Genomic DNA, 26,004 nt, shown 5'->3' with positions numbered 1-26,004 from the left:
GCGATGGTCGCGGTGGCGGTGGGAGCCGTCTGCGTGGTCGTGCAGATCCTGCGCACCGCCCGGTCCGAGGGGCGGGACAGGCGGGCCCACCGCAGCGCCTACCGCGCCTTCATGCGCACGCAGTACGCGGCGAACATCGCCATGCTGCTCGCGCTGTTCCTGCACGGGGCGCTGTGACGATGCGCCGTCCGCCGGACAGGGCGACGTCCCGGCGGCGGCGCGCGGCACGCCGGCCGCCCGCCCCGACCGGGACGTCTTCGCAGGAGGGCCCCGGGGCCCGCACCCGCGCCCGCCGCGCAGGCTCAGACGCGCCCGAAGGCCTTGTTGACGGCCTCGATGCGCGATCCCGCCTGGAGCTTCCCGTAGATGTTGCTGAGGTGCCGCTTCACCGTCGCCGTCTCGATTCCGAGCTCACGCGCGATCTGCACGTTGCTGCGCGCCATGGCGACCCTCTCCAGGACCTCCTTCTCCCGCCGGGAGAGGTCCCCGCACGTCGGCGTCCCGAGCGCGGCGACGCCCTTCTCCGTGCGGCCGCCGGCGAAGCCGGCCACGGGGCCCGCCCCGGCGCCGGTGTGCACGAGCTCGCGGGGAGCGCGCTGGGAGACGTCGGCGTAGGCCCTGGCTCCCGCGTACAGGCGGCTTCCCGTGCTCGACCAGAACGCGGTGTTGATCAGCAGCAGCGCGGAGGTCCGCCGCGCCGCCGCCTCGTACTGCACCGCGGTGCGCAGGGCGGGCTGCATCGCGCTCCACAGGATGTCCACGGCGCGCACCGACTCCGCCACCGCGATGCCCTGCGCGGCGCGGTCGGCGCCCACGAGACGCGAGTAGTCCCGGGCCTCCGCCAGTTCGGCGGGTGGTTCTCCCAGCAGCGCCCTGATGCAGTCCTCGACGATCGACTGTGCCTGGTCACGGCATCTCGGCCATGCCTCCTTGTGCGTCACCAGCGGGCTGCGGACCGCCCGCAGCCCGTTCTTGTAGGAGCCGATGATGTCTGGAATTGCTGTGCGCAGAAACTGCGCCGCAACCGCATAATGCATTCTTCCCCCTTGTTCACGCGCCTTCCCCGAAGGAGCGCTGTGGTCGCGCCGAACAGCGCGGCACCCCGGCCCGGCGTGCGGACCGGGAGCACCAACGCCCCAAGCTAGCCGGGTGGTCGGCCTCCCAGCAGGCCCCACTTGGCTAAATCAGCGGGAGTTCGCCGGCAGGACGCGCACACGGGCGCACGATCGAAGAACACCGCCGACGACTTCGGCAGGTCGCACTGTCGCCGGAGCGGGTTCCGCGTTCCGCGGTCCTCGTTTCCGGGAGGGGGGAACGGGCCGCTGCACCCTTGGGTGCAACGGGCGGCGAAGGCGCCGGGTGGGAACGTCAACTGCTCTAGTCTCCAAGGGTGATGGAGAGCACGACGGAATTACCGAGCGCGAGTCGCAGCGTCGCGACATCCCTCGCCGTCCGTGCGGAGCGCACCTAGGAAGCGCGGGACCATTTCCCCGGCTCCGCTCTTCATCGTCCTGATCACGAATCGCGCGCAGAGACGCAGGAACGACACGTACTGCTGAGCGCGGACGGCCGCGCCGAGACGAGGTTGACCAAGCGATGAGCACGTATCAGTCCGGGGGATTGGGCAGCCTGACGATCCCTCGTCCGTCTTCGGTCGACGTTTCGCTCCGATGGGGCGACGTCGATTCCTACGGCCACGTCAACAACTGCGAGATCGTGCGGATCATCGAGGAGGCCCGCATGAGATGGCTCATGTCGGCCGGCGTCTTCGAGGGGGAGACCGCGGTTGTCGCCTCCCACGAGATCGGCTACCTGCGACCGCTCCACTATTCGCTCGAACCGGTCAGCGTCGAGGTGTGGACGTCGAACATCAAGCGTTCCAGCTTCGAGTTCAACTTCCAGATCCTCGACGCATCGAAACGCGTCAGTGTGAAGGCCGTGAGCCGCATGGTGATGTTCGACCTCGCCAAGCAGGAGAGCTACCTCATCGGCCCCGCGCTGCGCGACCACCTGAGCGGTTTCGCCGGCGAACGCCTGTGAAGCGCACCGCACACGAAAAACCATGACGAGAGGAAGTTGTCCATGCAACTCGATGTGAAGCGGCTGTCCGCCCTCGGCGAGTACTTCGACCGGCTGGTCGCCGACGGCAAGGTCTCGGGCTGGACCGGCATGGTCTCCCAGCACGGCGAGGTGAAGTACGCCTCGGCCGGCGGCATGGCGGACATCGCCGGCAGCGCCCCGATGAAGACGGACAGCATCTTCCGGGCCTGGTCGCTGAGCAAAGCCATGACCTCCGTGGCCTTCATGACGCTCGTCGAGAAGGGCCTGGTCTCACTCAACGACCCCGTGGCCGACTATCTTCCGTCCTACGGCGACCTGCGTGTCTACCGCGCCGGCATGGCCGAGGCGCCGATCACCGAGGGGCTCCTGGAGCCCATGAGGATCTGGCACCTGCTGACCCACACCTCCGGGCTGGGCTACGGCTCCCACCAGTCCCACGCCGTCGACAGCCTGTACGTGGCCGCCGGCTACGCGCTGGGCGTGCCGCAGGGCGTGGACCTCGCCGGCGCCACCGAGGCATGGGGATCGTTCCCCCTGCGGTTCCAGCCGGGCACGGCCTGGAACTACGGCGTCAGCACGGACGTACTCGGACGGATCAGCGAGATCGTGTCCGGCAAGCGCCTCGACGTCCACCTCAAGGAGTCCCTCTTCGAGCCGCTCGGCCTGAAGGACACCGGATTCCACGTCGATCCGGCCCAGCAGCACCGCTACGCGGAGATCTACGCCCACGCCGAGGACGGCGAGGGCCTGAACCCGCTCGGCATACCCGCCGACACCGAAGTGCCCGCCTTCCTTTCGGGCGGCGGCGGGATCTACACGTCGGCGGAGGACTACATCACCTTCCTCGGCATGCTCGTCAACGGCGGCCGCATCGCGGGGACCTCCGACTACGTGGTCTCCCCCATGACCGTCGAGTCGATGCGCAGCAACCACCTCCCCGGCCAGGCGGTGCTGGGATCGGGGTACGGCCACTGGCCCGTGCCCGCCATCAACGAGGTGATGAAGTCCGTCGGCTTCGGGCTCGGATTCATGACCATGCAGGCGCCCGGCGAGAGCCACCTCCTGACGCGCGCCGGCGAGTTCTCCTGGCTCTCCGCGAGCAGTTCCAATTTCTTCGTCGACCCGTCGACCGGCGTCGCGGCGCTCATCGTTCCGCAGCTCTTCCCGTCCCGCACGCTCCCGATCATGAATCGGCTGCGCCAGTTCGTCTACCAGTCCTACCGCTGACGAGCGACCCCCCCACCTGAATGCAAGAAGGGAATCCTCCGTGTCGAGTGTAGACACCAAAGCACCGCCGAACGCTGTGACGCATTCGGAATTCAGCCCCCTCGGGCAGGTGACGCTGCTGATGGCGGCCGCCCTGACGACCGTCGACGCCTTCATCGTCAACGTCGCCCTGCCCTCGATCCAGAACACCTTCGGCGTCTCGGCATCGACCTCCCAGTTCGTCGTGAGCTTCTACGGCATCACCTATGCCGTGCTGCTCGTCCTCGGCGGCAGGTTCGGTGACCGGTTCGGACGCCGGAAGATCATCCAGATCGGTATCAGCAGCTTCACCATCGCCTCCCTGATCTGCGGCATCGCGCCGAACATCCAGCTCCTGATCGCCGCCCGCGTCGTGCAGGGCGCGGCCGCGGCGCTGCTGCTGCCGCAGGTCCTCTCCACGATCCAGGCCGCTCTCCAGGAACCGGCGAAGACACGCGCCGTCAGCTACTACGGTGCGATCGGCGGACTGTCCGCGGCCGTCGGCCAGCTCCTGGGCGGCCTGTTCGTCTGGGCCGACATCGCCGGCCTCGGCTGGCGCCCGATCTTCCTGGTGAACGTACCGCTCGGCATCCTGGCCGTGATCGGCACGCAGTTGCGGGTGCCCGAGACCAGGGCGGCACAGCCGCAGGGAGCGGACCTCGGGGGCACGGCGCTCTTCGGGACCGCGGTCCTCGCCCTGCTGATCCCGCTCAGCCTCGGCCGGCAGACACATTGGCCGGTGTGGACGTGGGTCCTGCTCGTGGTCGCCGTCGCCGGTGCTGTCGTGCTGTGGAGCTACGAGCGCAAGGTCGAGGCGGCCGGTGTCGCGCCGCTGATCGCGCCGTCGCTGCTGCGGCAGGGCGCCATGCAGCGGGGTCTGCTCGTCCTCGGCAGTGGGTTCCTGGCGTTCGGAGGTTTCATCTTCGTCTTCGCTCTCGCGGCGCAGGGCGGGAACGGGATGAGCGCGTTCGAGTCGGGCCTGTCCATGGCGCCGATGGCGGTGGGCCAGTTCCTCGCGGCCATGCGGGCACCGAAGCTCATCGGCAGAGTGGGCACCCGCACCCTCCAGATCGGTGGCGTCCTCCAGGCGGTGGGACTGGTCTGCCTGATTGTGCCTGCCCTGCTGTGGTGGCCGCATCTGCACTTCTACGAGCTCATGGTCGGCATGTTCCTCATCGGCGCCGGCAACGGGCTGTTTGTCCCCACCGTCTACCGCACGGTTCTCTCCTCGATCCCGCCGCAGCAGATCGGCACGGGCAGCGGCATCGTGACGACGACGCAGCAGACCACGCTCGCCCTCGGTGTGGCCCTGCTGGGCGCCGTGTTCGTCGGCGTCTCCGGCACCAGCCACATGCGTCTCGGCTTCATCGTCGTCTCGGCGGTCTTCCTGGGCGTCGCCGCCTTGTTCGCCCTGTTCGGCAAGCACCTCCAGGAAGAGCGGAGCACCCGGTGAACGCGGAAGGACAACCGACCACATGCTGATCGACGGCCTTTACCTCAACGGCTGCACGGTCGAGTACCCCGACAGGCGCGTCCCCGTCTCCGAGGCGCTGGCACAGGGGCGCGTCCGCGACTTCGACGAGACCATCGGCAACCCCGACGTGCCGGTCTTCGACACGGGACGGCCCGCCGCCGACCTGGCGGTCGAAGCGCTGGCCAAAGCCCTCAAGTCCGCCGGGACGGACGCCTCGGAGGTGGGATGGCTGTTCCACTGCGGATGGTGGCACCAGGGCTTCGACATCTGGAGCGCCGCACACTACGTCGCACACCGCACGGACGCACTCGGTGCGCTGCCGGTCAACCTGTCGCAGGGCTGCAACGCCCCCATGGCGGCGCTCGAACTGGCCGCCCGCGCCATGCTCGCCGACCCGTCGATCAGGGCGGCAGCCGTGACGGCCGCGGACGCGATGCAGGAGCCGCAGGTCGACCGGTGGAACCTGAACTACGGGTGCGTGCACGGCGACGCGGGAACGGCCATGGTGATCGCCCGCGAGCCCGCCCCGGGCAGCTCCTTCAGGATCCTCTCCATGGCGAGCAGCGCCGCGCCGGAACTGGAGGAGATGAACCGCTACGGGTACGAGCCGACGCCGGGACCCGCTTTGCGCGACGGCGGCAAGGTCGACCTCAAGGCGGCCAAGAAGGCGTACCTGGCCGAGTACGGCATCGAGCACTTCGCGCGCCGGTCGCGGGAATCCCTGACCGGCTGCGTCCGCGGGGCCCTTCGTGACGCGGGTCTGTCGGGAGCGGAGGAACGCGTGCGCGCGGTGGCCGTCCCGCGGCTGAGCGCAAAGATCTTCGAGACCGTCTACCGACCCCAACTCGCGCCGCTCTTCGGTGCCGAGAAGCTGGTCTGGCACGGCGGGCGGACCGCGCATCTCGGGGTCGCCGACGTCGGTGCGAACATCGCCGACCTCCACGAGGAGCAGGACCTGCGGCCGGGCGACGTGTGCGTGATCGTCAACGCCGGCGGCGGATACACCTGGTCCTGCCTGGTCCTGGAGCTGATGTGACGGACGTACTGATCGCCGGTGCGGGACCGACCGGGCTCACGGCCGGGTGCGTGCTGGCCCGCCGGGGCCTCTCGGTCCGCATCGTACGAAAACACCGGCCGTTCACCGGCCACTCACGGGCTTCCGTCATCTGGCCGCGTGCCCTGCACGTCATGGAGTCGATCGGCGCCGTCGACCCGCTGGTGGCGATCGGCAGCCGGGTGACCAAAGTGGGCTACTACTCGTCGGGCGAGTCCATCGGCCGCTTCGAACTCGGCCGCCTCCGCAACACCAGGTTCACGTTCGCGCTCGGTGTCTCCCAGCACGAGACCGAGGCCGTCCTGGAATCGGTGTTCCGCGCGGCGGGCGGCGAGATCGCCGATGCGGAGATCGTCGGACTGGAGCAGGACGACCGGCAGGTGACCGCTCGTCTGGTCGAGCTCGGCCGGGAGACGCGGTGGTCCGGCCGCTGGCTGGTCGGGGCGGACGGCGCGAACAGCACCGTGCGCGACCTGCTCGGCATCACGATGGACGACGTGGGCCCGGGGGTCTCGTTCAGGATCGCCGACGCCGTCGTCGGCGGGCTGCCCGAGGACGAGGCCAGCTACTGCTGGACCCCGGGCGGCGGCATGGCCATCGGCCCGCACGACCGCCGCGCCTACCGTCTCGCGTACCGCCTCACCCCGGACGCCCCCGACGCGTCGCCGGACTCCTTCCAGCGTCTGCTCGACGCACGGGGCCCGAAGAGGTCGCGCGGGGTCGTGCGGGAGCTGGTTTCCACGGCCGATTTCCAGGCGCGATTCGCCGTGGCGCGGAATTTCAGCGCCGGCCGCTGCCATCTCGCGGGCGATTCCGCACACGTGATGGCGCCGGCCGGCGGTCAGGGAATGAATTCCGGAATTCTTGACGCGGACGCACTCGCCCGGCGTATGGTGGAATCACGCCGGAACGGTGCGTCGGAAAACCGACTCGCCGGATACGGCGCCGAGCGCCGGGACGCCATCGGGAAGATCATGGCAACGGCCGTCGAACACGCCCGGGACGGCGGACTCCGTTCGGACTCCGACATCGCCGCGCGCGACCGGCGCTACCGCGGAATGTGGAACGATTCCGCGCTTCACAGGGATCGCATGGCCAGGTTGAGCCAGCTCGATGTCGATCCGATCCGCACCGAAGGTGCAATCACCGCCTGAAATGGGCGCACGCAAGAATGCGGCCCGGCTGTTCAAATGAAATGTCCGGCCGGGCCGTGCTGTCCAAAAATCCAGTGAAATGGAAGAGAAAATGACTGCTGCGGTAATCACCGACGAGGCTGTCCTCGAGACCACTCTGGACATCATCGTCGACGAGCTCGAACTGGACGTCGAGCCCGACGAGGTCGACGTACGCGCCGACCTGATCGACTTCTACGGGGCCGACTCCCTCGGCCTGATCCAGGTCCTGGCGCGGGTCAACAAGCAGATGTCCATCCGGGTGCCCCGCGAGCTCGCCGTCGACCTGCGCACCGTCGAGCTGCTGGTGCGGCAGATCATCCGCATACGCGACGGCAAGGACGGCGGCCGGTGAGCGGCGCCCGACGGGTCGTGGTGACCGGCCTGGGATGTGTCAGCAGCATCGGCACCGGGGTCGAGGCCTTCACGGCAGGCATCAAGGCCGGCCGCAGCGGCGTCTCGGAGATCCGGAGCTTCGACAGCGGTGACTTCCCGGCCCACCTCGCCGGGGAGGTCACCGACTTCGACCCCGCCTCCCTCGTCCGCGTCATCGACGTGGACTCCTGGGGACGTACCGCCCACTTCGCGGCCGCCGCGGCCCGCCTCGCGGTGGAGGACTCGGGGATCGAGTTCACCGAGGCCACCCGCGCGACGACGGGAGCCATCATCGGCACCACCAACGGCGAGGCGCCCTCGGTGGACGCCCTGACCCGGCAGTGGCTGGACGGCGGCCCCAGCACCCTGTCCGCCGACAACGTCCGCAAGATCCCCGCGGGCAACATCGCGGCGGCCGTGTCGGTGGAACTGGACCTGCACGGCGAGACCGTGGTCATCCCCACGGCATGCTCCGCGGCCAACTACGCCATCGGCAGCGCGGCCGACAAGATCATCGCGGGTGAGTCCGAGGTGATGCTGGCCGGCGGAGCCGACAGTGTCAACCGCTTCACCCACGCGGGATTCCTCAGCCTCGGTGCGGTCGCCGACGGTGTCCCGCGGCCCTTCGACCGCGACCGCACGGGCATCGTCACCGCCGAGGGCGGCGCGGTACTGCTCCTGGAGGAACTCGGGCACGCCCTGCGCCGCGGCGCGCACATCCACGCCGAACTCCTCGGCTACGGACTGAGCTGCGACGCCCACCACATCGTCCACCCGGACGCGGAGAGCATCGCCGAGTGCATCCGACGGGCGCACGCCAACTCGGGCATCGAGGCCGGTGACGTCGACTACGTCTGCGCGCACGGCACGGGCACGCCGACCAACGACATCACCGAAATCACCGCCACCCGCCTGGTGTTCGGCGACGACCACCCGCCCATCAGCTCCATCAAGTCGATGCTCGGCCACACCATGGGCGCCGCGAGCGGGTTCGGCGCGATCGCCTGCTGCAAGGCGATCGAGGACTCCTTCCTGCCGCCCACCAGCAACCTGAGCACGGTGGACCCGGCCTTCGGGGACGGCATCGACGTCGTCGGCTCGGGCGCCCGGCCCGCCGACGTGCGGGTCGCGCAGAACCACGGGTTCGCGTTCGGCGGCAACAACGCCATCACCATATTCGGCGCCTACCGCGACCGCGAGCCGGTCGGCGGGGGAGGGGAACGGCGATGAAACCGACCGAGGAACTCCAGATCTCATGGGTGTCGGTGCTGTCCGCGGCCGGTGTCGGCCTGGACGCCCTGCGCGAGGGGCTGCGCGGGCCGGCCGGCCCGCCGGCGGCCCGCGAGCCCGCCGACGCCCACCGCTACGCCGGCCTGCCGGGCCGCGTCGCGGCCGTGCCGGACTTCGACATCACCGACTACGTGCCCAGGAAGGGGACGAAGAACCTCGACCGCACGACGAAACTGGGCCTCGCCGCCAGCACACTGCTCAAGCGCGAACTGAGCGAGCGTGCCGAGATCTCCGACTCGTCCTGGCAGTCCACGGGGATCGCGATGGGCACCGTCGTCGGCAGCCTGAGCAGCAGCGTGGAGCTGGATGCCGACATCATCAACGGCAAGGGCATCGACCTGGTCAACCCCGCCGTCTTTCCCAACACCACGATGAACTGCTGCGCCAGCCAGATCGCGATCTGGCACCGGTTGCGCGGCCCCAACTCCACGCTCGCCAACGGATCGGTCAGCGCCCTGTCCGCACTGCGCTACGGCGCACGGCTCATCCGCTGCGGCCATGCCCGCCGGATGCTCGTGGGCGGTGTGGAGGAGCTGTCGCCCCACACGGCGTGGGGCATCCGGCTGAAGAAGGACGTGGACGAGTCCGTCGTCATCGGGGAGGGCGCGGCGATGGTCGCGCTGGAGCCGGCTGGGCCCGGCGCGCCGCCCGGCCTCGCCACGCTGACGGCGTGCGAGGTGATGTTCGCGCCGCGCCGGACCCGTGCCGGATACGCCGAGGCGCTGCGGCGCGCCGTCGCCCGCGCGCTGGAGGCCGCCGCCGGCGTCGACGTGCGGCTCGTACTGCCCGGGGCCGTCGGCACCGTCCTCGAAGGCAGTGAACAGGCCGCTCTTGAACCGCTCGACGCCGAACGCGTGGACGTGCGCGTCGCGGTCGGCGAATGCGGCGGCGCCCTGGGCGCCATGCAGATGGCGGCCGCGGCGGCCCTCGGCCGGCCCGGCACGGGAGTGCTGATCACCGGCATCGACGACTCCGGTGCCGTGGCCGCGGCCGTGCTCACCATGGGGAGCGGATCGTGACCGCCGCGGCCCCGGTCCGCGTGGCGCGGGACCTGGTCCACCGCGCCAGCGAACAGGAGATCCTCGTCTCCCCGCCCAGGCGGGGGACGGGGAGCGGGTACGCCGGCACGACCGTGACCGCCGGGCTCAGCCCGTACTACCGGGACCATCCGGGTCCGTACTGGCTGGACGCGCTGCTGCTCGTCGAGGCGTGCCGGCAGGCGGCGCTCAGCGCCGCGCACGAATACGAGGGCCTCTCCCGCGACATCGCGTTCTTCTTCAATTCGATCGACCTGGAGATCACCGACGCAGGGGCCCTCGCGGACCTCGACGGCGAGCTCACACTGCACACCGAGTTCGACGAACTTCGGCTGCGCGCCGACGGGGCACCGAAGCGGATCGCCTGCACCCAGTGGGCCGGCGACCGCGCCGGCCGGAGCCTGGTGCGGACGAGGATGGTGGTGCAGGGAGTCCCCAAGGGCCGCTACGGCGAGCTGCGGGCGTACCAGCGCGACGGCTCCGCCGCCCCGACCACGGCCGCACTGGGCCCCGACGACGGGCGCCGTGCCGGACTGGTCGCGCCGCGGACCGTCGCACGCACCCGGCCCGCCAACGTGGCGATCGCCCGCATCCGGGACGAGGACGGGGCCGTCAGCGCGGCCCTGGCCCCGGACTTCTCCAACGCCAGCCTGTTCGACCACGACTACGACCACTACCCGGCGATGGTGCTCATCGAGGCCGGCCGCCAGCTGGCGCTGGCCCGGAGGGCGGAGCACGCCCCCCACACGGTGACGGCGGTGACCGCGACGTTCGAGCACTTCGCCGAACTCGACCGCCCGGCTCGCCTGGTGGCCCGGCACGGCGAACACCGGGTCGACGTGGAATGCGTGCAGGACGGCCTGGTGGTGACGCGGATGTCGTTCGGGACGGCCCCGGTGCGTACGCGGAAGGGGGCGGCATGAGCCGGCCCGCGATCTGGACCGACTTCCGCGGAGTTCTCACACCGCCGCTGCGGGAAGGCCTGCGCACGTACTGCGAGGGCAGGGAGTTCAGCCCCGACCAGCTCGGCGGGTGCCTGCGTGCGATCGCCGAGCGGCACGGCTGCCCGGACGGGATGGCCGTGCTGGACTCCGGGATCCTCGACGAACGCGCGTGGACCGGCGAGATCGAGGCGGAGCTGTCCGCCCGCTACGGCCTCGACGCCGACCTCTCCGGTCTCGGACCCGAGTGGTGGAGCGACCGCAGGCTCGACACGGCCTGGCTGGACGCCCTGCGGACCTGGCGGGAGGCGGGCGCCTTCGTCGGGATGATCTCCAACCTCCCCGTCGACTGGCGCGGCCACTTCGCCGGATTCGCGCCCTGGGGCGACCTGTTCGACGAGGTCCTCCTGTCCTGCGACGCCGGCGCCCGCAAGCCCGACACCGCGATGTTCCGGCTGGCCGAGTCCCGTTCCGGCCTGCCGGCCGGAGACAACGTCCTCGTCGACGACCTCGGCGACAACGTCGCCGGGGCGCGGGCGGCGGGCTGGAGCGCGCTGCTCGGCGGCGGCGGTCACACGCGGGCCGCCATCGAACACATCGACTCGATCGTGCGCGTCGGCGCACCACACCAAGGAGCAGGACGTTGACTCGACGCTCGGTTTTCATCACCGGAGCAAGCCGCGGCATCGGGGCCGCCGTCGCGAGGGAGCTCAACAAGGAGGGCTACCGCGTGGTGGGCACCGCCCGCACCACGCGACCGGACATCGAAGGCGTCTCGTTCGTCCAGTGCGACGTGCGGGACCCCCAGTCGGTCGCCACAGCGGTCGAGCAGGCGCGGGAGATCCTCGGCGAGATCGACATCGTCGTCAACTGCGCCGGGATCATGAACGACGGGCCCCTGCTCACCCAGAGCCACCAGGGCGTCCAGGACGTACTCGACACCAACCTCAGCGGCTCCATCAACGTGGCACGGGAGACCGTGTCGGACATGATGGCGAACAAGTGGGGACGGCTCGTGTTCGTCTCCTCCATCGTGGCGCTGTGGGGGTCGCCGGGCCAGGTCAACTACGCCGCCTCCAAGAGCGGCCTGATCGGCCTGGCCCGCTCCCTGTCCTGGGAGCTCGGGCGCGCCGGCATCACGTCCAACGTCGTGCTGCCCGGCCTGATCGAGACCGACATGATCGCCGACCTCTCGAAGCGCCGACGCGACGAGATCGTGGCCCAGACGGCGCTGCGCCGCACCGGACGGCCCGAGGAGGTGGCCGCGCTCGTCGCCTTCCTCGTGTCCGAGGAGGCGGGATTCATCACCGGCTCCTCCATTCCCATCGGCGGCGGCGTCGGCATGGGCGTGTGACCGGTGACTCGCGTGGGTCATCCCCTCTCCGACAACGCCCGCCGGCTGCCGCTCCTGGCCGTGGACACCATCCGGGGGAGCGAGGAGGGCTTCGTCGGCCGCAAGAAGATCGTCGCCGACGACCCCTACCTCGCCGGGCACTTCCCCTCGCTGACGGTGTACCCCGGGGTGTTCCTGGTCGAGAGCCTGCAGCAGATGCTCGAACTCCACATCGACGGGGCCCTGGGCGGCATCGACCTGGTGGAGCTCGGCTCGGTCCGGTTCAGCCGGCCCGCGCTCGCCGGCGACGAGCTGGTGTTCGACACGGCGGTCGCCGGTGACCGCACACACCTGGTCACCAGGGCGAACTGCACCATCGACGGGCAGCGCTGCGCCCGCATCACCGCGACGTGGAGGTGCCGCACATGACGACCACACCCGCCGCGCCGGCGACCGTCCGGCCCGACCCCGGAGACCTGCTGCCCTACGGCCACCCGGCACTCCAGGTCGACCGGATCGTGCGGTACACGGCGAACACACTGACGGCGACGAAGGCCGTGACGTATCACGAACTCGACGCCCACACGGGCCGCTCCAGACCGGGCGAGTTCCCCGCCAGCCTGCTGCTGGAATCGTTCCTGCAGGCCTGCGGGCTGCTCGTCCTCCTCGACTCCGGGGACGACGCGCGCCGGCTGCTGATCTTCGGGTCGGCCCGGGGCGTACGGGTGACGGGCGCGGTACGTGCGGGAGAACTGCTGGAGCACTCGGTCGAGTTGGTCGACCGCGACGAGGAGACGGCCACGTTCAGCGGAGTGGCACGGGCGGGGGACGGCCGGCTCGTGATGGAAGTGGAACGAGCCATCACACTGCTGCGCCCCGCCGACTCGCTCACGAGGACGAAGGAGGGGATGTGAATGTCCGGGAGTGAGGAGCAGGCGCGCTACCGGTATGTTGTCACCGCGCCCGGGCAGGGAGTGCAGCGGGCCGGAATGCTCGATCCCTGGCTGGAGGCGGTTCCCGGGGCACCCGAACTCGTCGACCGCTGGTCACGGGCCGCCGGGTTCGACATCGAGTCGGCGGGCCGTGACGCGACGCTCCTGGCGGACACGGCCTTCGCCCAGCCGCTGATCGTCGCCGCATCCCTGCTGTCGCTCCGACTGCTGTGCGGCGAGCTGGCGTTGGACGCCGGAGACGTGCTCTACGCCGGACATTCCGTCGGCGAACTCGCCGCCGCGGCCGGCGCCGGCTGTCTCGACGCCTCGGCGGCGGTCGGCCTCGCCCGGGTGCGGGGTGCCCGGATGTCGGCGGCGTGCGCGGCGGCGCCGACCGGCATGGCGGCGGTGATGCCGACCAGGAAGGGCGGCGCCGGGGACGAGGAGCTCACCGCCGCGGTCACCGCGGCGGGTCTCACCGTGGCCAACTGGAACGGCAGCCACCAGTTCGTCGCGGCGGGTCCGGCGGAACGAGTCCAGGCCCTCGCCGAGTCGCCCGCACCCGGGATGCGGGTGGCGCCGCTGGCCGTCGCGGGCGCCTTCCACACCGGGGCGATGGCCCCGGCCGTCCCCGGGTTCGCCCGGGCCGCCCGGGAGGCCGGATTCACGCGGCCCGCCTCGGCGATGGTGGCCAACGGGGACGGCGCGCTGATCTCCGGCCCGGACGACCTGCGGCGACGGCTGGTCGCGCAGATCACCTCACCGGTCCGGTGGGACCTGTGCGGGCGGACGATCGAACGGCTCGCCCCGGACGCCCTGCACATCGAACTGGCCCCGGCGGGCCCCTTGACCCGCCTGCTGCAACGCTCCCGCCCGGACGCACGGGCCGTCGCGCTGGCGACTCCCGAGGATGTCGGCCGCGCGGTCGAGCAGGCCCGGGCCGCGCACGAGGAACGGCTGCGGGAGCCGGCGCCGGCCGGCGCCCGATGACGTCGGCCCGGTGCGCCACGGCTGCCGCCGTCCGGCGGCAGCCGTGGCAGCCACGACCGGGCCGCCACGACCACGGAACGCAAGGGGGACGAACATGCACAGCGCAGTCGAGGAACTGACAGCTCTCAAAAGGGAGATCGCCGAGGGGGCCGACGCGGCCGCCACCCGGCGGCAGCGTGACCGGGGCAAGCTGACGGTGCGCGAGCGCATCGGCCACCTCCTGGACCCGGGCTCGTTCCAGGAGGTCGAGCCCCTGCGCCGGCACCGGGCGAGCGGCTTCGGCCTGGAGCGCCGCAAACCCCACACCGACGGTGTGGTCACCGGATGGGGAACGGTCGACGGCCGGACCGTGTTCGTGTACGCGCACGACTTCCGGATCTTCGGCGGTGCGCTGGGCGAGGCGCACGCGGAGAAGATCCACAAGATCATGGACATGGCCATCGCGGCCGGCGCTCCGCTGGTCTCGCTGAACGACGGCGCGGGCGCGCGCATCCAGGAGGGCGTCACCGCCCTGGCGGGCTACGGCGGTATCTTCACCCGCAACACGAAGGCGTCGGGTGTGATCCCGCAGATCTCCGTCATGCTCGGGCCGTGCGCTGGCGGCGCCGCGTACAGCCCCGCGCTGACCGACTTCGTGTTCATGGTCCGCGAGACGTCCCAGATGTTCATCACCGGGCCGGACGTCGTGAAGGCCGTCACCGGCGAGGAGATCACCCACAACGGCCTGGGCGGCGCGGACGTGCACGCCGAGACGTCCGGGGTGTGCCACTTCGCCTACGACGACGAGGAGACGTGCCTCGCCGAGGTCCGCTACCTGCTCTCCCTCCTCCCGCAGAACAACCGCGAGACGCCTCCCGCCGAGGTGCCCGACGACCCGGCCGACCGCTGCTGCGAGGAACTGCTGGACCTCGTCCCCGCCGACGGCAACCGGCCCTACGACATGCGCGCGGTCGTGGAGTCCCTCGTCGACGACGGCGACTACCTGGAGATCCACGAGCGCTGGGCCACCAACGTGATGGTCGCGCTCGCCCGCCTGGACGGCCGGGCCGTCGGCATCGTCGCCAACCAGCCCCGGTCGCTGGCGGGGGTTCTCGACATCAGCGCCTCCGAGAAGGCGGCCCGCTTCGTCCAGATGTGCGACGCGTTCAACATCCCGCTGGTCACCCTCCTCGACGTGCCCGGCTTCCTGCCGGGGGTCGAGCAGGAGCACGGCGGGATCATCCGGCACGGCGCGAAGCTGCTGTACGCGTACTGCAACGCCACCGTCCCGCGCATCCAGGTCATCCTGCGCAAGGCCTACGGCGGCGCCTACATCGTCATGGACTCCCGCTCCGTGGGCGCCGACCTCTCCTTCGCGTGGCCGACCAACGAGATCGCGGTCATGGGCGCGGAAGGCGCGGCGAACGTCATCTTCCGGCGCCGGATCGCCGCGGCAGAGGATCCCGAATCCACGCGGAGCCACCTGGTCAAGGAGTACCGGGCCGAGCTGATGCACCCGTACTACGCGGCCGAACGCGGCCTCGTCGACGACGTGATCGACCCCGCGGACACCCGCCACGTACTGATCAGGTCGCTGGAGATGCTGCGTACCAAGCACGCCGAACTGCCGTCCCGCAAGCACGGCAACCCGCCCCAGTGAACGCGACGCGACGAACGGAGACGACCGGTATGGCAACCGCAGCCGACCCCGGGGCCACAGCCCCGCTGGTACGCGTCGAACGGGGAGGACGGCTCACGGACGACGAGCTCGCCGCGCTCACCGTCGTGCTGCTCTCCCGCGGCGCCGCCCCGCGTGCGGACGGCGAGGACCGGCGCGCTGCCCGGACGGCCCCCCGGTGGGAGCGCCCCGAGCGGCACGTCCCGTACCGGCCGGCGGGCAGCTGGCACGGTGGGGCACGTCCACAGAGCTGACGGCCCTCGCAGGGCCGCGAACACCTGACGAGGAGGAGACGGATGGACAGCACGCAGGATCCGGAGACGACGCGGGCCGGGTCGGGGCCCGGCACCGAGTCGCCCTGGCCGACCAACGCCCTGCTGGCCGGGGAGGAAGGACGCGATGACGAACCGCACATCCACCGCGGGATCGACTGAGCCGCGCACGCCGTAGGGATCGGCCACCGGGACGCGACACCGTCGGCGCGTCGGCCGCGACGAGGCGACGGCCCGGCACCGCCCTCCGGCACGACCCCGTGGCCGGCGCGAGAGGCCGGGCGGGGATGTCGGCCCGGGGAGTCGGGCGCGGCGGTGACGGCGATCCGCGCCGCGACGGAGTGCGCCGGTGACGGCAGTCTCGACAGGGGGACGGGGGACGGGGGACGGGGGACGGGAAAGGGAGGGGCCGCGGGGCCGGGAGCGCGACGAGCCGCAGGGCGGGGGACGGGCGGCGGACCGGGGGCCGGCACCCGTCCGACCGCCCGGTGGGCCACCGCGTCCCCGCCCGTTCCGTGGCGCGACTCCCCGCCGGGATGCCAGGGCCCCCGGACGGAGCATCCGTGGGGGAGAACGCCGCAGGAGCGGCCGCTTCCCCGGACTACGCCTCGGCCTCGCTCTTCACCCCGGACAGCGTCGTCTCGATCCCGCTGCGCAGCCGCGCCATCCGGCCGGCCACGATCTGCTCCTCCTGTGCCGGATGCCGCTGGACGATGTCCTGCAGGGGCCCCCGGGCCGGGCCGATGCGCATGCCGTGCCGCAACCGGGTCCGGCGGCCGTCCGCGACGGGATCCAGCCGATAGGTCCACACGGCAAGCGGCTCGCCGCTCGCGCGGTCGTTGTAGTGGACGACCTCCCATCGGAAGGTCGTCGGCACCGTCATCTCCGCCACACGGCTGACGGTCCGCCACTCGCCCAGGCCCTGGTTGCGGTTGCGGCCCGCGAAGCAGGCGCCCACGGCGGCCTCCCGGGCCCCGTCCAGCCACTGCACCTCCTGCAGTTCCGGACTGTGCTTGACCGAGGTGTTGATGTCGGACACCAGTCTCCACACCTCCTCCGGTGAAGCGGCGATCTCGATCTCGCACTCCACCTGGGGACCATCGGCAAGACGCATCGTGTCGACCTCCAAGAGGCAATCGGCGGGGGCCGCGCGCGAGCCGGATCCGCTCGCGGCTCCGGGGACGGCTTCCGCGGTGTGTGCGCGAAGTTAGTCGGCGTCACCCGCGCGTCGCCGCCGCGGCGGCCCGGATGCACCGAAGTGTGCAGGAAACCGGTCCGACCGGGTGCCGTACCGCCCGGAGGCACACCGGCTTCCCGGGTGTGTGCCGGCTTCCCTGGCGTGCGGGGGCCGAGGGCGGGGCGCTGCCGTCGGGGCGCTCCGCTCCGTGAACGAGCCCTGTGACCACGGGCGGCGTCCTCGGCATGCGTTTCGCGAACTCGGCGCTCAGCCCGGCGCGTTCACCAGGCGTAGGCCTCGGGTGCCGGCTTCGCGCCGTTGGGCGCGGGCGCCGGGAAGATCTCGTCGAGCCTGGCGAGCGTGCCCTCGTCGAGAGTGATCCCCAGGGCGCGGATCGAGCCGTCGACCTGTTCGACCGTCCGGGGGCCGATGACCGGTCCGGTCACACCGTCCTGGGCGAGGAGCCATGCCAGTCCGACGTGCGCCGGGTCCTCGCCCAGGTCGGCGCACAGCTTCTCGTACTCCTCGACCGACGCGCGCCGTTCGGCGAAAGCGGCGGCCCACACTCCCGAGCCGCTGCGTACGGCCCCGCCCTCGCGCTGCTTGCGCAGGACGCCGCTGAGCACGCCGCCGTGCAGAGGCGAGTACGGGATCACGCCGAGCCCGTAGTGCCGTGCGGCGGGCAGTACTTCCAGTTCGGCCCAGCGCGACATGAGGTTGTAGATCGCCTGCTCGCTGACCAGCCCGAGGAAATGCCGGGACCGTGCGGCTTCCTGGGCCTGCGCGATGTGCCAGCCGGCGAAGTTGGACGAGCCGAAGTACAGCACCTTTCCTTGCCGGTGCAGGACGCCGAAGGCCTCCCAGATCTCGTCCCACGGCGTGTTCCGGTCGATGTGGTGCATCTGGTACAGGTCGATGTAGTCGGTCCGCAGGCGCTTGAGCGAGCCCTCGACCGCGCGCCGGATGTGCAGCGCGGAGAGCCCTCCGTCGTTGGGTCCCTGTCCCGTCGACTGGTAGACCTTGGTGGCCAGGACGGTCTTCTCGCGCCGTCCGCCGCCGGTGGCGAACCACTTGCCGATGATCGACTCCGTGACGCCCTCGCCCGGCCGGCCTCCGTACGCGTCGGCGGTGTCGAACATGGTGACGCCTTGCTCGTGGGCACGGTCCATGACCGCGTGGCTGTCGGTTTCGGAGGTCTGCGATCCGAAGTTCATGGTGCCCAGGACGAGCCGGGACACCGACAGGCCGCTGCGGCCGAGGCGGATGTACTCCATGGTTTCCAACCCTTCAGTCGAAGCGACTGTGGCGTCGATCGTGATGCGGTGAAGCTATAACATGCAACATGAGTGATGCAATTCCCTGTGTAGTCGGGACGCTGCTGTAGGATGTTCGTATGACGACACGGCGGCAGACGACTCCAGGCGGCGCGCGCCCGCGGCGCGTGGATGCCGAGCGGACGATGACGGCGATCCTGGAGGCCGCCGAACGCACACTCGGCCGGGATCCCGCGGCGACGATGGAGCAGATCGCCGAGGCCGCCGGTGTCGCCCGCACCACCGTGCACCGGCGCTTCGCCACGCGCGAGGCACTCGTCGCGACCCTGGCGGTGTGGGCGACCGAGCGGTTCGCCGCGGCGGTCGAGGCCGCCCGTCCGGACACCGCCCCACCGCTGGTGGCCCTGTACCAGACGACGGTGAACGTCCTCAGCGTCAAGGCGGACTGGGGTTTCGCGATGGGCGAGGCGGCCGACCCGGAGGCCGAGCGCATCCTCGCCGCCGTGCGGGACACCTGCGAGCGGCTGCTGCGCCGCGCCCAGACAGCGGGTGTCCTGCGCGAGGACGTCGATGTGGAGTGGACCCGCGGCGTCTACTACGCCCTGATCCACCAGGCCGCGCAGAGCAGGGACGGCCGGGACACCGGCGCGCTGGCGACGCTCGTCGTGGACACCCTGCTCCGCGGCGCGGGCACCGGCCGACCGGACCGCTTGTGACGCGGGTTCGCGCCGGCTCCGCCTCGGTCCCTCGCCGGGACCGCTGATCCGTCGCGCGGTGGTGCGGGCCCCGGCGGAAACGGGGACCGGGCACTCGGCGGCAGGCGGCGCCCGCCTCGTCGCGCACGCCCCGCGCGGGCGTTCGGGCAGCTCCTCGCGCCCTTCGCGACAGGGGAGTGCCACCCGGCGGCGGCAGACCGCGAAGACGTCCGAAGGCCGCGGGTTTCGGGGGGTTACTCGTCGTCGGCGGGCCGTCCGCCACCGAGCAGGCGGTGCAGACGGTCCAGGCGGTTCACGGTCTCCGTGCCCCGGACGGGCTGGAGCATGAGGAGGCGCTGGCGGGAGGCCGGGCTGCTGAGGAAGACGCAGTCCAGGTCCAGGCGCCCCACCTGGTCGTGGAAGACGATCTTCGTCGGGCAGTGCAGTGTCGCCACCCGGTGCTGGTCCCACATGCCCGCGAACTCCGCGCTGGCCGCCCGCAGGTCGCGGATCAGTGTCGTGGCGGCGCCGTCGTGGCCGCGCTGGGCGAGTGTGGCCCTGAGGTCGGCCACGTACGACAGGCTGGTCTCCTCCTCCTCCTCCAGCGGGGAGAGCGAGCGCAGTACGGAACGCCAGTGCGGTGAGGTGAACCAGACCCAGGTCAGGTTCCCCTCGTGGCCCGGCCGACCGGTGAACGAGCCGAAGAGGGCGAGGTTCATGGGGCTTTGGGCGACGACGTTGGCAAGGTCGTCGGTGATGAGCGAGGGCGTCGTGGGCGCGAGCGCGTTCAGTGTGTACAGCAGCGCGGGATCCACGTAGCCGGGCGGCTCGACCGGCGCCGGAGGCGCCTGCCCCGCCAGCAGGTACAGGTGGGAGCGCTCGTCCGGCGTCAGCCGCAGCGCCGTCGCGATGCCTGCCAGCATCGAGGCGGAGGGCTGGGGACCGCGCGCCTGCTCCAGGCTCTCGTAGTAGGCCGTGGACATGTTGGCCAGCGCCGCCACCTCGTCGCGCCGCAGCCCCGGAGTCCGGCGCCGGGTGCCGGGGTCGAGGCCGACGTCGCGGGGGAGCAGGCCGGCCCGGCGACGGCGCAGGAAGTCCCCGAACCGGCCCCGGTCCCCCGCCCGGGTCCCCGGGGTGGGCCGCCAGTCCGGGGCGCTGCCGGCGCTCTCACCGCGGGCCGTGTCCGGAGGGTGCTTCATGCCCTGCATCGTCGCACTCCGCCCGCCCGCCTCGGGCCCGAGCGGCCCGGGGCACGAGCGTTCCGTCCGCTTTATCCACCCATCGTTTCTACGAGGCTGAGGGCGTATCCCACCCTTCCCGCACGTCTACGGTCGTGTTGAGCCGCCCACAGCTGCGGCCCGTGGGTCCGATCCACCGGCGGGTCCGGTCCGCCGGTGCGTTCGGTCCCTTCCGTGTTCGACCCACGGACGGGTTCGGCCCCGACCCACCGACGGGTTCGGCCCGACTCTCGGACGGGTTCGGCCCAGTGGCGGGTCCGATCCGCCCGAGGACGTGATCCGCCGGTCGAGCAGAGACGAAAGACGAGAGAGAAGCATGAAAACCACAACCCCCGTCGTCCTCGTGCACGGCTTCTGGCACGGAAGCTGGTGCTGGAGCCTGGTCGGCGAGCATCTCGCCGCCCGGGGCGTCGCCTCGGTCGCCGTCGATCTGGACGGCCACGGCCTCAAGAGCCGCTCGCCCCGGTCGCGGTGGCACCGCCCGTTCGACCCCTCCGCCTTCGCCGCGGAGCCCTCGCCCGTGGCCGCGATCACGGCGTCGTCCGCCGCCGCGAGCCTGGTGGAGCAGCTGCGCCGGATCGGTGGAGGCCGGCCGTGCCTGGTCGTGGCACACAGCATGGGCGGCGCGGTGGCCACCGCCGCGGCGGAGCGGGCGCCGGAACTCTTCGCGGAGTTGATGTACGTGACGGCGTTCGCCCCCGTGAGCGGGATGCCGGCGGCCCAGTACACCACTCTGCCGCACAACGCGGGAGAGCTGGTGGGAAGCGGTCTCGCCGCCGACCCTGCCTCCGTCGGCGCGCTGCGTTTCGATACCGGTGACGACACCCGGCGGCGCACCGTCCGGGAGGCGTTCTACAACGGCGACGTCGACGAGGCGACCGCCGAAGCCGCTCTCTCCCTGCTGACACCGGACGCACCGGCCGGCATCGCAGCCGAGTCGATCACGGTGACCGCCGAGCGGTACGGTGCCATACCGCACACCTATGTCGTCTGCACCAGGGACAACGCGATCCGCCCCGACCTGCAGCGCCTCATGGTCCGGGAGATCGATGCGGTGTCGGGCACACCGACGCGGGTGGTGGAGTTGGAGTCCTCCCACTCGCCGTTCCTCTCGCAGCCCGCCGCCCTCGCGGATGCCATCCAGGAGTCGCACGCGGCGGCGCACCGGCGCGAGGGGGCCCGGGTCGCCGCCGTGTGACGCGGTCCCGGCACGTCCTGGGCTCACGTCAATGGCCGTCGTCAGCAGCGGAGTTCGGTCCGGTCCGGCGACCGGAGGGGCCGTGCTGGATCGGGGCGGACGCCATACGGTCCCCGGCTCGGCGCCCGCCCGGGCCCAGGCCTGTCGCGGCGCCCGGACGCCGTACCGGCCAGCTGCCCGCACGGTTCGCTGAACGCCTCTTCCCCACCCCGGCGCGACCGCCGTGCTCAGTGTGCGCGCAGCGAGGTGACCGTGTAGCGGACGGCCGAACTGGGAACCGTCCCGTTGCAGGTCAGCCGCTCCGGGGCCGTGCGGTCGGCGCGCACCTCGACGTCGAAGACCGGGCCGTCCGGCGGGCGTCCGGCCACCCGGACCCGCCAGCGGTCGCCGACGCGCAGCGTCTCCACCACCGCGTAGTCGTGCCGGCCGGCCGGGCCGTGGGCGCGCAGTACGGCGGCTGTCGCGGCCTGCTGCGGGGGATTGAGGTTCGTGTATCCGCGCAGGTGGTCCGCGCGGATGCGGCCCGCCAGGTGTTCCTCGACGGCCAGGAGGGCGGACGAGGAGTCGAGCCCGCCGTAGTAGACGCCGTCCGGCAGGACGACGACGTTGGCGGCGAACCTGTCGCCGCCGACGTGTGTGCACTCCCACACCAGGTCCGGCCGGGCCTCGCTCAGGACCCGGCCCGCGGGCCTGCCGCGCACGGCGCAGCACGCGTCGTGCACACCGTGTGCGCAGACGAGGACGAGAGGGCGGCTGTCCGGTTCGCCGGGGGCGCCGAGGGCCCCGACGATCTCCCGCAGGTCCTCGTCGCGGTTCCAGACGCCCCACTGCTGCCGGTGGGCGCCGTCGTTCCCGTACCGCAGGACGGCCCAGCGCGGAGGGCCTTCGGGCAGCCGGCGCCCGTGCCGCCGCACCAGCAGCACACGTGCCCGCACCGCCTGCGCGGCGGCGAAGACGACCCTCTTGGTCTCCGGGTCGAGGTCGAGCCCCTCGAAACCGTTGTGCGGCCAGCCTCCCCGGTACTCGACGAGGATCCACACCACGCCGTACGGGGCGGTCCCGGCCAGTGCGTCCCCGCGCGCCCGGGCGGCGTCCGCGCAGAAGAATCGCTCCCTCACCGGGCACCGTACCCCTTCAAGGGCCGACCGGGACCAGTACGCCCGCCCGCAGGAGCCTTTCGGCCAGCCCGGCGCCCAGATCGCCGGCGGCGTGGACCTCACCTTCGAGCAGGCTCTTCACCCGGGGCAGCTCCTCCTCGGAGAAGTCGAGCCAGCCGACGCGCGTGGTCAGCCGGGTGCCCTCCAGGCGCGCCTCCAGCGCGCCGCGCAGGCGTACGGGCGAGTCCGGGGCCTGCGTGTCGACGGCGGCGAGCTGGGCGAGCGGCCCCAGCGGCTCCGGGCGGGCCTGGCCGCGCCGGGCGCGGTGGAAGCGGGGCGCGGGATCGGCCTCGGCGAGCGCGGCGGCCAGCCGTTCCCGGACCGCAGCGAGTTCGTCCCCGGGGCCGTCGGCGCCGAGCGGCAGGGAGGCGCGCATCTCGGGTTCGTCGCGCAACAGGTCCAGTGCGGAAGCGACCAGTTGCTCGGCGAGGGAGTGCCGTGTCCAGGTGTGGACGCCGAGCGTCAGGTGGATGGACACCGCGCCCTGCGCCTCGGCGGCGTGGAGCCAGCCGCGCGGGAGGTAGAGGACGTCGCCCGGCTCCAGGACGGTGTCGAGGAAGGCCGGTTCCCCGGCCGCCGCGGAGATGGCGGAGGCGTACTCGTTCCACGGCTGGTCGCGCAGCGGGTCGCGGTGGACGGGCTCGTGGACGATCCAGCGCTTCGTTCCCTCGATCTGCAGGACGAAGACGTCGTGCACGTCGTAGTGGTCGTCGAAGCCGCGATTCTGCGGCGGCGTCACATAGGCGTTGGCCTGGACCGGGTGCCCGAGTTCCGAGGCGAGCGCCGACGTGAGCGCGCCGACGGGCGCCCAGGTGCGCTGCAGCGCCTGGAGCACGAGTGTGCTTCCCCCGGCGAAGCTCCGCCACAGGGCGGTGTCGTCGAGCTGGTCGCCGATCGTCGCCCCGACACCGCCGGAGGAGGTGAAGGACGAATCGGGGAGGGTGGCTCCCTCCTTGGCGACGCGGAGGAAGGGCGTTCGCAGCCCCCGCCGGGAGATCAGCTCGTCCACCGCGTCCGCGGAGAACAGGTCGGTGAAGTCGCTCGCCCGGCGGGTGAGCAGGGGCCTGCGGGCCCAGACGTCACGGGCGAATTCCTCGCGGGTCGAGCCGACCAGGCGGGACTCCAGGACACCGGCGCCCGACGCGGCACCGGTGTCCGGAAGCGGGGTCCGACGAGTGCTCAAGCCCCGGCTCCGCCGTCCGCTCCGCCGTCGTGGACGCCGGGGGTGCCGGCCGCGCCGCCGTCTGCGGGGCCTTCGGCTCCGCCGTCCGCTCCGCCGTCGTGGACGCCGGGGGTGCCGGCCGCGCCGCCGTCCGCGGGGCCTTCGGCTCCGCCGTCCGCCCCGCCGTCGTGGACGCCGGGGCTGCCCGCCGCGCCGCCGTCCGCGGGGCCCTCCTGGCGGTTCGGGTCCTGGTCTGAACTCATCATGTCTCCTCCTGAGGTCGCGGCGAAGTGCCGCACCGGCGGTCCCGCACCCCGCGGCAGCGCCGCCTGGTCACGGGACGTGACGGGAACGGAACCCGATCACCGGCGGGCCGGGTACCCGGGAAATTCGGCGGCGAACCCCGCACGGAGGCCTTTCGCCCGCTCGGAGCACACCCGCGGCACCTGCGCGGCACCCGCCGGGCGCCGGCGGCCGGGCGGGGGACACCGGCCATCGACCGGAGTGTCCTCGTGCCGACGGCTGCGCGTGGCCGCCGGTGGCTGCCGGCCGGTGCCCCCGGTGACGGCTGGCGCGGGGTTCAGCCGTCCGGCCGCAGAAGGCCGCGCTCGTACGCCTTCCTCAGGTGCTGGGGCACCAGATGGATGCTTCCGTCGACGGTGACGGGGACGAGCACCGGCGCGCTCGCCCGCCACTGGGCACGGCGGTGACGGGTGTTGCTGCGGGACATCTTGCGCTTGGGAACAGCCATGACGGTCCTTTCGTCGTACGGGAGCCCGTGGGGAGGCCGTGGGGCGCCCGGAGGTCAGCGGGTGGAGTAGGGGAGGAGCGCCATCTCGCGGGCGTTCTTGACGGCCCGGGCGAGCCGGCGCTGCTGCTGCCGGGTCACGCGGGTGACCCGTCGGCTGCGGATCTTGCCCCGGTCGGAGATGAACCGCCGCAGCAGGTCGGTGTCCTTGTAGTCGATGTACGTGATGCCGGCGGCGTCGAGCGGGTTCGGGCGGGGCGTGCGGGCGGGGGCGCCCTTCGCGGATCGGGGCACGGGAGCTTCCTCGGTCGTGTGGTGGGACGCGTCGGTGGTGTGGTGGCGGACGTGTCAGTGGTGTGGCGGGACAGGGCGGGACAGGGCGGGGCGGGTCAGGGGAGCGGGGCGAGCAGTTCGTCGAAGCCGCTGGGGTCGGCCCAGGCGCCGGGCCCGGACGCCACCTCCTCGTCGGTGAGCAGGCAGGCGTCGAGCAGCGCGAGCAGTCCCGCCCGGTCGAGGCCGGGCGAGGTGAAGACGAGGTGCTGACAGCGGTCGCCGTGCTCGGCGTGCCAGTCCAGCGCGGCAGCGGTGCGGCGCTCGGCGGGCATCAACTCCCAGGCGGCGTCCGGGAGGGCCGCCATCCACGGCCCCGCGTTCTCCACGCACAGCGCTCCGCCCGCCGCCTCCCAGGCGAGCAGGCTGTCGGGCCGGTCCGCGAGCCAGAACCTGCCCCGGCTGCGTGCCGCGGCACAGCACAGATCCTCCAGCGCTTCGTAGAGGCGGCCAGCGTGGAAGGGGCGGCGCCGCCGCCACACGAGTGTGCTGATGCCCTCCGCGTCGCAGTCGTGGGGGAGCCTCGCACAGGCCGGATGCTGGGCGGCGGCCGCGGCGGCCACGTCGAAACCCGCGACGGCGGCCGCGCCCAACCCGCCGGAAGCGAGGGGGACATGGAGCGCGGTCGGATGCAACTGCCGCAGGAGCGCGAGATCGTCGAGTCCGGCGTCCGGGCTGTCGGCCACGGCGAGGACGGGGGCGTACTCCAACTGCCGTGCGAAGGTGTCGCCGACCGTGCGCCGGTCCCTGGCGGCCGCGGCCAGTCCGGCCTCCGCCAGGTCGTCGGCGTTGGACAGGCAGTCCAGGACGAGGGAAGGGTCCACGGCGGTCATCACACCGGTGAGCCGGAAGGCGCCGCCGCCGTGGGCGGCGACGACCTCGGCCATACCGCTCGGCTCGACGGAGTCCCACAGCTCGACGACCGCGAGACGTGTCGTGCCCGCGTGGGCCAGCCGGCGCAGCTCGGGAACGAGGTCCTCCCGCAGGGCGCAGCAGGCGCAGTCGTCGACCAGGGGTGTCCGCCCCCGTCTCGCCGGTGGCGTCGCGGACGCTGCGCCGTACGGTACCCGCGGGGCCGGCGGACAGGTCGTGGTGCAGGGCGACGCTGCCGGGCACCTCGCGCAGCAGCCGGTCGACGGTGGCGCGGCGGGCGTCGGCGTGCAGTCCGCCCACCAGCACCACGGGCATCGGT

The 26,004-nt window shown here is 72.2% G+C and carries 28 protein-coding genes and 1 pseudogene; 19 read left to right on the top strand and 10 right to left on the bottom strand.

Going from position 1 to position 26,004, the window contains the following annotated elements:
• Positions 1-302 precede the first annotated feature (302 nt).
• Entirely contained in the window at positions 303-1,037 is a 735-nt protein-coding gene (locus L1885_RS03215) for a helix-turn-helix transcriptional regulator (RefSeq protein WP_235795412.1), read from the bottom strand.
• Between the two features lie 559 nt (positions 1,038-1,596).
• Between L1885_RS03215 and L1885_RS03210 the strand changes: the two genes are divergently transcribed.
• The 17 genes from L1885_RS03210 (at position 1,597) to L1885_RS03130 (ending at position 15,995) form a co-directional block, all read left to right on the top strand.
• The gene (locus L1885_RS03210; protein WP_235795411.1) at positions 1,597-2,040 is read left to right on the top strand and encodes an acyl-CoA thioesterase; all 444 of its coding nucleotides are present in this window, start codon (positions 1,597-1,599) and stop codon (positions 2,038-2,040) included.
• Between the two features lie 42 nt (positions 2,041-2,082).
• A complete protein-coding gene (locus L1885_RS03205) occupies positions 2,083-3,288 on the top strand; it encodes a serine hydrolase domain-containing protein (RefSeq protein WP_235795410.1) in 1,206 nt (401 codons plus the stop codon).
• Positions 3,289-3,364: 76 nt separating this feature from the next.
• The gene (locus L1885_RS03200; protein WP_235795409.1) at positions 3,365-4,759 is read left to right on the top strand and encodes an MFS transporter; all 1,395 of its coding nucleotides are present in this window, start codon (positions 3,365-3,367) and stop codon (positions 4,757-4,759) included.
• A gap of 22 nt (positions 4,760-4,781) precedes the next feature.
• The gene (locus L1885_RS03195) at positions 4,782-5,816 is read left to right on the top strand and encodes a 3-oxoacyl-[acyl-carrier-protein] synthase III C-terminal domain-containing protein (protein WP_235795408.1); all 1,035 of its coding nucleotides are present in this window, start codon (positions 4,782-4,784) and stop codon (positions 5,814-5,816) included.
• Positions 5,813-6,988: an FAD-dependent monooxygenase gene (locus tag L1885_RS03190; RefSeq protein ID WP_235795407.1), complete on the top strand. Its 1,176-nt coding sequence runs from the start codon at positions 5,813-5,815 to the stop codon at positions 6,986-6,988. The genes L1885_RS03195 and L1885_RS03190 overlap by 4 nt, the downstream gene beginning before the upstream one ends.
• Positions 6,989-7,079: 91 nt before the next feature.
• Positions 7,080-7,361 carry an acyl carrier protein gene (locus L1885_RS03185; protein ID WP_235795406.1) on the top strand — a complete coding sequence of 94 codons (282 nt, stop codon included), beginning with the start codon at positions 7,080-7,082 and terminating at the stop codon, positions 7,359-7,361.
• Positions 7,358-8,611: a beta-ketoacyl-[acyl-carrier-protein] synthase family protein gene (locus L1885_RS03180; RefSeq protein ID WP_235795405.1), complete on the top strand. Its 1,254-nt coding sequence runs from the start codon at positions 7,358-7,360 to the stop codon at positions 8,609-8,611. Before L1885_RS03185 ends, L1885_RS03180 begins: the two co-directional genes overlap by 4 nt.
• Positions 8,608-9,690, top strand: coding sequence for a beta-ketoacyl synthase N-terminal-like domain-containing protein (locus L1885_RS03175; protein WP_235795404.1), 1,083 nt, complete (start codon positions 8,608-8,610; stop codon positions 9,688-9,690). The genes L1885_RS03180 and L1885_RS03175 overlap by 4 nt, the downstream gene beginning before the upstream one ends.
• Positions 9,687-10,631, top strand: coding sequence for an AfsA-related hotdog domain-containing protein (locus L1885_RS03170; RefSeq protein WP_235795403.1), 945 nt, complete (start codon positions 9,687-9,689; stop codon positions 10,629-10,631). The genes L1885_RS03175 and L1885_RS03170 overlap by 4 nt, the downstream gene beginning before the upstream one ends.
• Positions 10,628-11,296, top strand: coding sequence for an HAD-IA family hydrolase (locus L1885_RS03165; protein WP_235795402.1), 669 nt, complete (start codon positions 10,628-10,630; stop codon positions 11,294-11,296). The genes L1885_RS03170 and L1885_RS03165 overlap by 4 nt, the downstream gene beginning before the upstream one ends.
• Positions 11,293-12,003, top strand: coding sequence for an SDR family oxidoreductase (locus L1885_RS03160; protein WP_235795401.1), 711 nt, complete (start codon positions 11,293-11,295; stop codon positions 12,001-12,003). The genes L1885_RS03165 and L1885_RS03160 overlap by 4 nt, the downstream gene beginning before the upstream one ends.
• Positions 12,004-12,015: 12 nt before the next feature.
• A complete protein-coding gene (locus tag L1885_RS03155; RefSeq protein ID WP_235795400.1) occupies positions 12,016-12,411 on the top strand; it encodes a 3-hydroxyacyl-ACP dehydratase FabZ family protein in 396 nt (131 codons plus the stop codon).
• The gene (locus tag L1885_RS03150; RefSeq protein WP_235795399.1) at positions 12,408-12,896 is read left to right on the top strand and encodes a 3-hydroxyacyl-ACP dehydratase FabZ family protein; all 489 of its coding nucleotides are present in this window, start codon (positions 12,408-12,410) and stop codon (positions 12,894-12,896) included. Before L1885_RS03155 ends, L1885_RS03150 begins: the two co-directional genes overlap by 4 nt.
• Positions 12,897-13,904 (top strand): ACP S-malonyltransferase, encoded by a 1,008-nt coding sequence (locus tag L1885_RS03145; protein ID WP_235795398.1) that lies wholly within the window; start codon positions 12,897-12,899, stop codon positions 13,902-13,904. It abuts the gene before it with no gap.
• A gap of 94 nt (positions 13,905-13,998) precedes the next feature.
• The gene (locus tag L1885_RS03140) at positions 13,999-15,543 is read left to right on the top strand and encodes an acyl-CoA carboxylase subunit beta (RefSeq protein WP_235795397.1); all 1,545 of its coding nucleotides are present in this window, start codon (positions 13,999-14,001) and stop codon (positions 15,541-15,543) included.
• Positions 15,544-15,572: 29 nt separating this feature from the next.
• A complete protein-coding gene (locus L1885_RS03135; protein WP_235795396.1) occupies positions 15,573-15,815 on the top strand; it encodes an acyl-CoA carboxylase subunit epsilon in 243 nt (80 codons plus the stop codon).
• Between the two features lie 42 nt (positions 15,816-15,857).
• Positions 15,858-15,995 carry a hypothetical protein gene (locus L1885_RS03130; protein WP_235795395.1) on the top strand — a complete coding sequence of 46 codons (138 nt, stop codon included), beginning with the start codon at positions 15,858-15,860 and terminating at the stop codon, positions 15,993-15,995.
• 439 nt (positions 15,996-16,434) lie between these two features.
• Here L1885_RS03130 and L1885_RS03125 read toward each other — a convergent pair whose 3' ends face one another.
• Complete coding sequence (locus tag L1885_RS03125) at positions 16,435-16,947, bottom strand: SRPBCC family protein (RefSeq protein ID WP_235795394.1); 513 nt, start codon at positions 16,945-16,947, stop codon at positions 16,435-16,437.
• Positions 16,948-17,291: 344 nt separating this feature from the next.
• Positions 17,292-18,284, bottom strand: a complete 993-nt coding sequence (locus L1885_RS03120) for an aldo/keto reductase (RefSeq protein WP_235795393.1) — start codon at positions 18,282-18,284, stop codon at positions 17,292-17,294.
• 119 nt (positions 18,285-18,403) lie between these two features.
• On the opposite strand from L1885_RS03120, the gene L1885_RS03115 reads away from it, so the two are divergent.
• On the top strand, positions 18,404-19,000 hold the full coding sequence (locus tag L1885_RS03115; RefSeq protein WP_235795392.1) for a TetR/AcrR family transcriptional regulator: 597 nt from the start codon (positions 18,404-18,406) through the stop codon (positions 18,998-19,000).
• A gap of 233 nt (positions 19,001-19,233) precedes the next feature.
• Here L1885_RS03115 and L1885_RS03110 read toward each other — a convergent pair whose 3' ends face one another.
• Positions 19,234-20,178 (bottom strand): helix-turn-helix transcriptional regulator, encoded by a 945-nt coding sequence (locus L1885_RS03110; protein ID WP_235795391.1) that lies wholly within the window; start codon positions 20,176-20,178, stop codon positions 19,234-19,236.
• Positions 20,179-20,533: 355 nt separating this feature from the next.
• Between L1885_RS03110 and L1885_RS03105 the strand changes: the two genes are divergently transcribed.
• A complete protein-coding gene (locus L1885_RS03105) occupies positions 20,534-21,415 on the top strand; it encodes an alpha/beta fold hydrolase (protein WP_235795390.1) in 882 nt (293 codons plus the stop codon).
• Positions 21,416-21,642: 227 nt separating this feature from the next.
• Here the strand turns inward: L1885_RS03105 and L1885_RS03100 are convergent, their stop codons facing one another.
• The 6 genes and pseudogenes from L1885_RS03100 to L1885_RS03075 all read right to left on the bottom strand — a co-directional run bounded on the left by L1885_RS03100 (position 21,643) and on the right by L1885_RS03075 (position 26,000).
• A complete protein-coding gene (locus tag L1885_RS03100) occupies positions 21,643-22,533 on the bottom strand; it encodes a ferredoxin family protein (RefSeq protein WP_235795389.1) in 891 nt (296 codons plus the stop codon).
• Positions 22,534-22,549: 16 nt separating this feature from the next.
• On the bottom strand, positions 22,550-23,755 hold the full coding sequence (locus L1885_RS03095) for a cupin domain-containing protein (RefSeq protein ID WP_235795388.1): 1,206 nt from the start codon (positions 23,753-23,755) through the stop codon (positions 22,550-22,552).
• The gene (locus L1885_RS03090; RefSeq protein WP_235795414.1) at positions 23,752-24,000 is read right to left on the bottom strand and encodes a BatC protein; all 249 of its coding nucleotides are present in this window, start codon (positions 23,998-24,000) and stop codon (positions 23,752-23,754) included. The genes L1885_RS03095 and L1885_RS03090 overlap by 4 nt, the downstream gene beginning before the upstream one ends.
• Positions 24,001-24,314: 314 nt before the next feature.
• Positions 24,315-24,485, bottom strand: coding sequence for a 50S ribosomal protein L32 (rpmF, locus tag L1885_RS03085; protein ID WP_235795387.1), 171 nt, complete (start codon positions 24,483-24,485; stop codon positions 24,315-24,317).
• A gap of 54 nt (positions 24,486-24,539) precedes the next feature.
• On the bottom strand, positions 24,540-24,776 hold the full coding sequence (gene rpsR / locus L1885_RS03080; protein WP_235795386.1) for a 30S ribosomal protein S18: 237 nt from the start codon (positions 24,774-24,776) through the stop codon (positions 24,540-24,542).
• A gap of 95 nt (positions 24,777-24,871) precedes the next feature.
• Positions 24,872-26,000, bottom strand: a pseudogene (locus L1885_RS03075) (GTP-binding protein).
• Between the last annotated feature and the right edge of the window lie 4 nt (positions 26,001-26,004).

The sequence above is a fragment of the Streptomyces fuscigenes genome (genome assembly GCF_021556455.1).
In the GTDB taxonomy this organism is placed as follows: domain Bacteria; phylum Actinomycetota; class Actinomycetes; order Streptomycetales; family Streptomycetaceae; genus Streptomyces; species Streptomyces fuscigenes.
This window is presented reverse-complemented; position numbering and strand designations above follow the sequence as displayed.

Excerpts from the sequence above, each read along its gene's own strand:
- L1885_RS03090 (WP_235795414.1), bottom strand. The coding sequence starts at position 24,000 with ATGATGAGTTCAGACCAGGACCCGAACCGCCAGGAGGGCCCCGCGGAC.
- L1885_RS03215 (WP_235795412.1), bottom strand. The coding sequence starts at position 1,037 with ATGCATTATGCGGTTGCGGCGCAGTTTCTGCGCACAGCAATTCCAGAC.
- rpmF (WP_235795387.1), bottom strand. The coding sequence starts at position 24,485 with ATGGCTGTTCCCAAGCGCAAGATGTCCCGCAGCAACACCCGTCACCGC.
- L1885_RS03125 (WP_235795394.1), bottom strand. The coding sequence starts at position 16,947 with ATGCGTCTTGCCGATGGTCCCCAGGTGGAGTGCGAGATCGAGATCGCC.
- L1885_RS03165 (WP_235795402.1), top strand. The coding sequence starts at position 10,628 with ATGAGCCGGCCCGCGATCTGGACCGACTTCCGCGGAGTTCTCACACCG.
- L1885_RS03120 (WP_235795393.1), bottom strand. The coding sequence starts at position 18,284 with ATGGAGTACATCCGCCTCGGCCGCAGCGGCCTGTCGGTGTCCCGGCTC.
- L1885_RS03150 (WP_235795399.1), top strand. The coding sequence starts at position 12,408 with ATGACGACCACACCCGCCGCGCCGGCGACCGTCCGGCCCGACCCCGGA.
- L1885_RS03205 (WP_235795410.1), top strand. The coding sequence starts at position 2,083 with ATGCAACTCGATGTGAAGCGGCTGTCCGCCCTCGGCGAGTACTTCGAC.
- L1885_RS03175 (WP_235795404.1), top strand. The coding sequence starts at position 8,608 with ATGAAACCGACCGAGGAACTCCAGATCTCATGGGTGTCGGTGCTGTCC.
- L1885_RS03195 (WP_235795408.1), top strand. The coding sequence starts at position 4,782 with ATGCTGATCGACGGCCTTTACCTCAACGGCTGCACGGTCGAGTACCCC.
- L1885_RS03185 (WP_235795406.1), top strand. The coding sequence starts at position 7,080 with ATGACTGCTGCGGTAATCACCGACGAGGCTGTCCTCGAGACCACTCTG.
- L1885_RS03145 (WP_235795398.1), top strand. The coding sequence starts at position 12,897 with ATGTCCGGGAGTGAGGAGCAGGCGCGCTACCGGTATGTTGTCACCGCG.
- L1885_RS03130 (WP_235795395.1), top strand. The coding sequence starts at position 15,858 with ATGGACAGCACGCAGGATCCGGAGACGACGCGGGCCGGGTCGGGGCCC.
- L1885_RS03115 (WP_235795392.1), top strand. The coding sequence starts at position 18,404 with ATGACGACACGGCGGCAGACGACTCCAGGCGGCGCGCGCCCGCGGCGC.
- L1885_RS03110 (WP_235795391.1), bottom strand. The coding sequence starts at position 20,178 with ATGAAGCACCCTCCGGACACGGCCCGCGGTGAGAGCGCCGGCAGCGCC.
- L1885_RS03105 (WP_235795390.1), top strand. The coding sequence starts at position 20,534 with ATGAAAACCACAACCCCCGTCGTCCTCGTGCACGGCTTCTGGCACGGA.
- L1885_RS03210 (WP_235795411.1), top strand. The coding sequence starts at position 1,597 with ATGAGCACGTATCAGTCCGGGGGATTGGGCAGCCTGACGATCCCTCGT.
- L1885_RS03135 (WP_235795396.1), top strand. The coding sequence starts at position 15,573 with ATGGCAACCGCAGCCGACCCCGGGGCCACAGCCCCGCTGGTACGCGTC.
- L1885_RS03140 (WP_235795397.1), top strand. The coding sequence starts at position 13,999 with ATGCACAGCGCAGTCGAGGAACTGACAGCTCTCAAAAGGGAGATCGCC.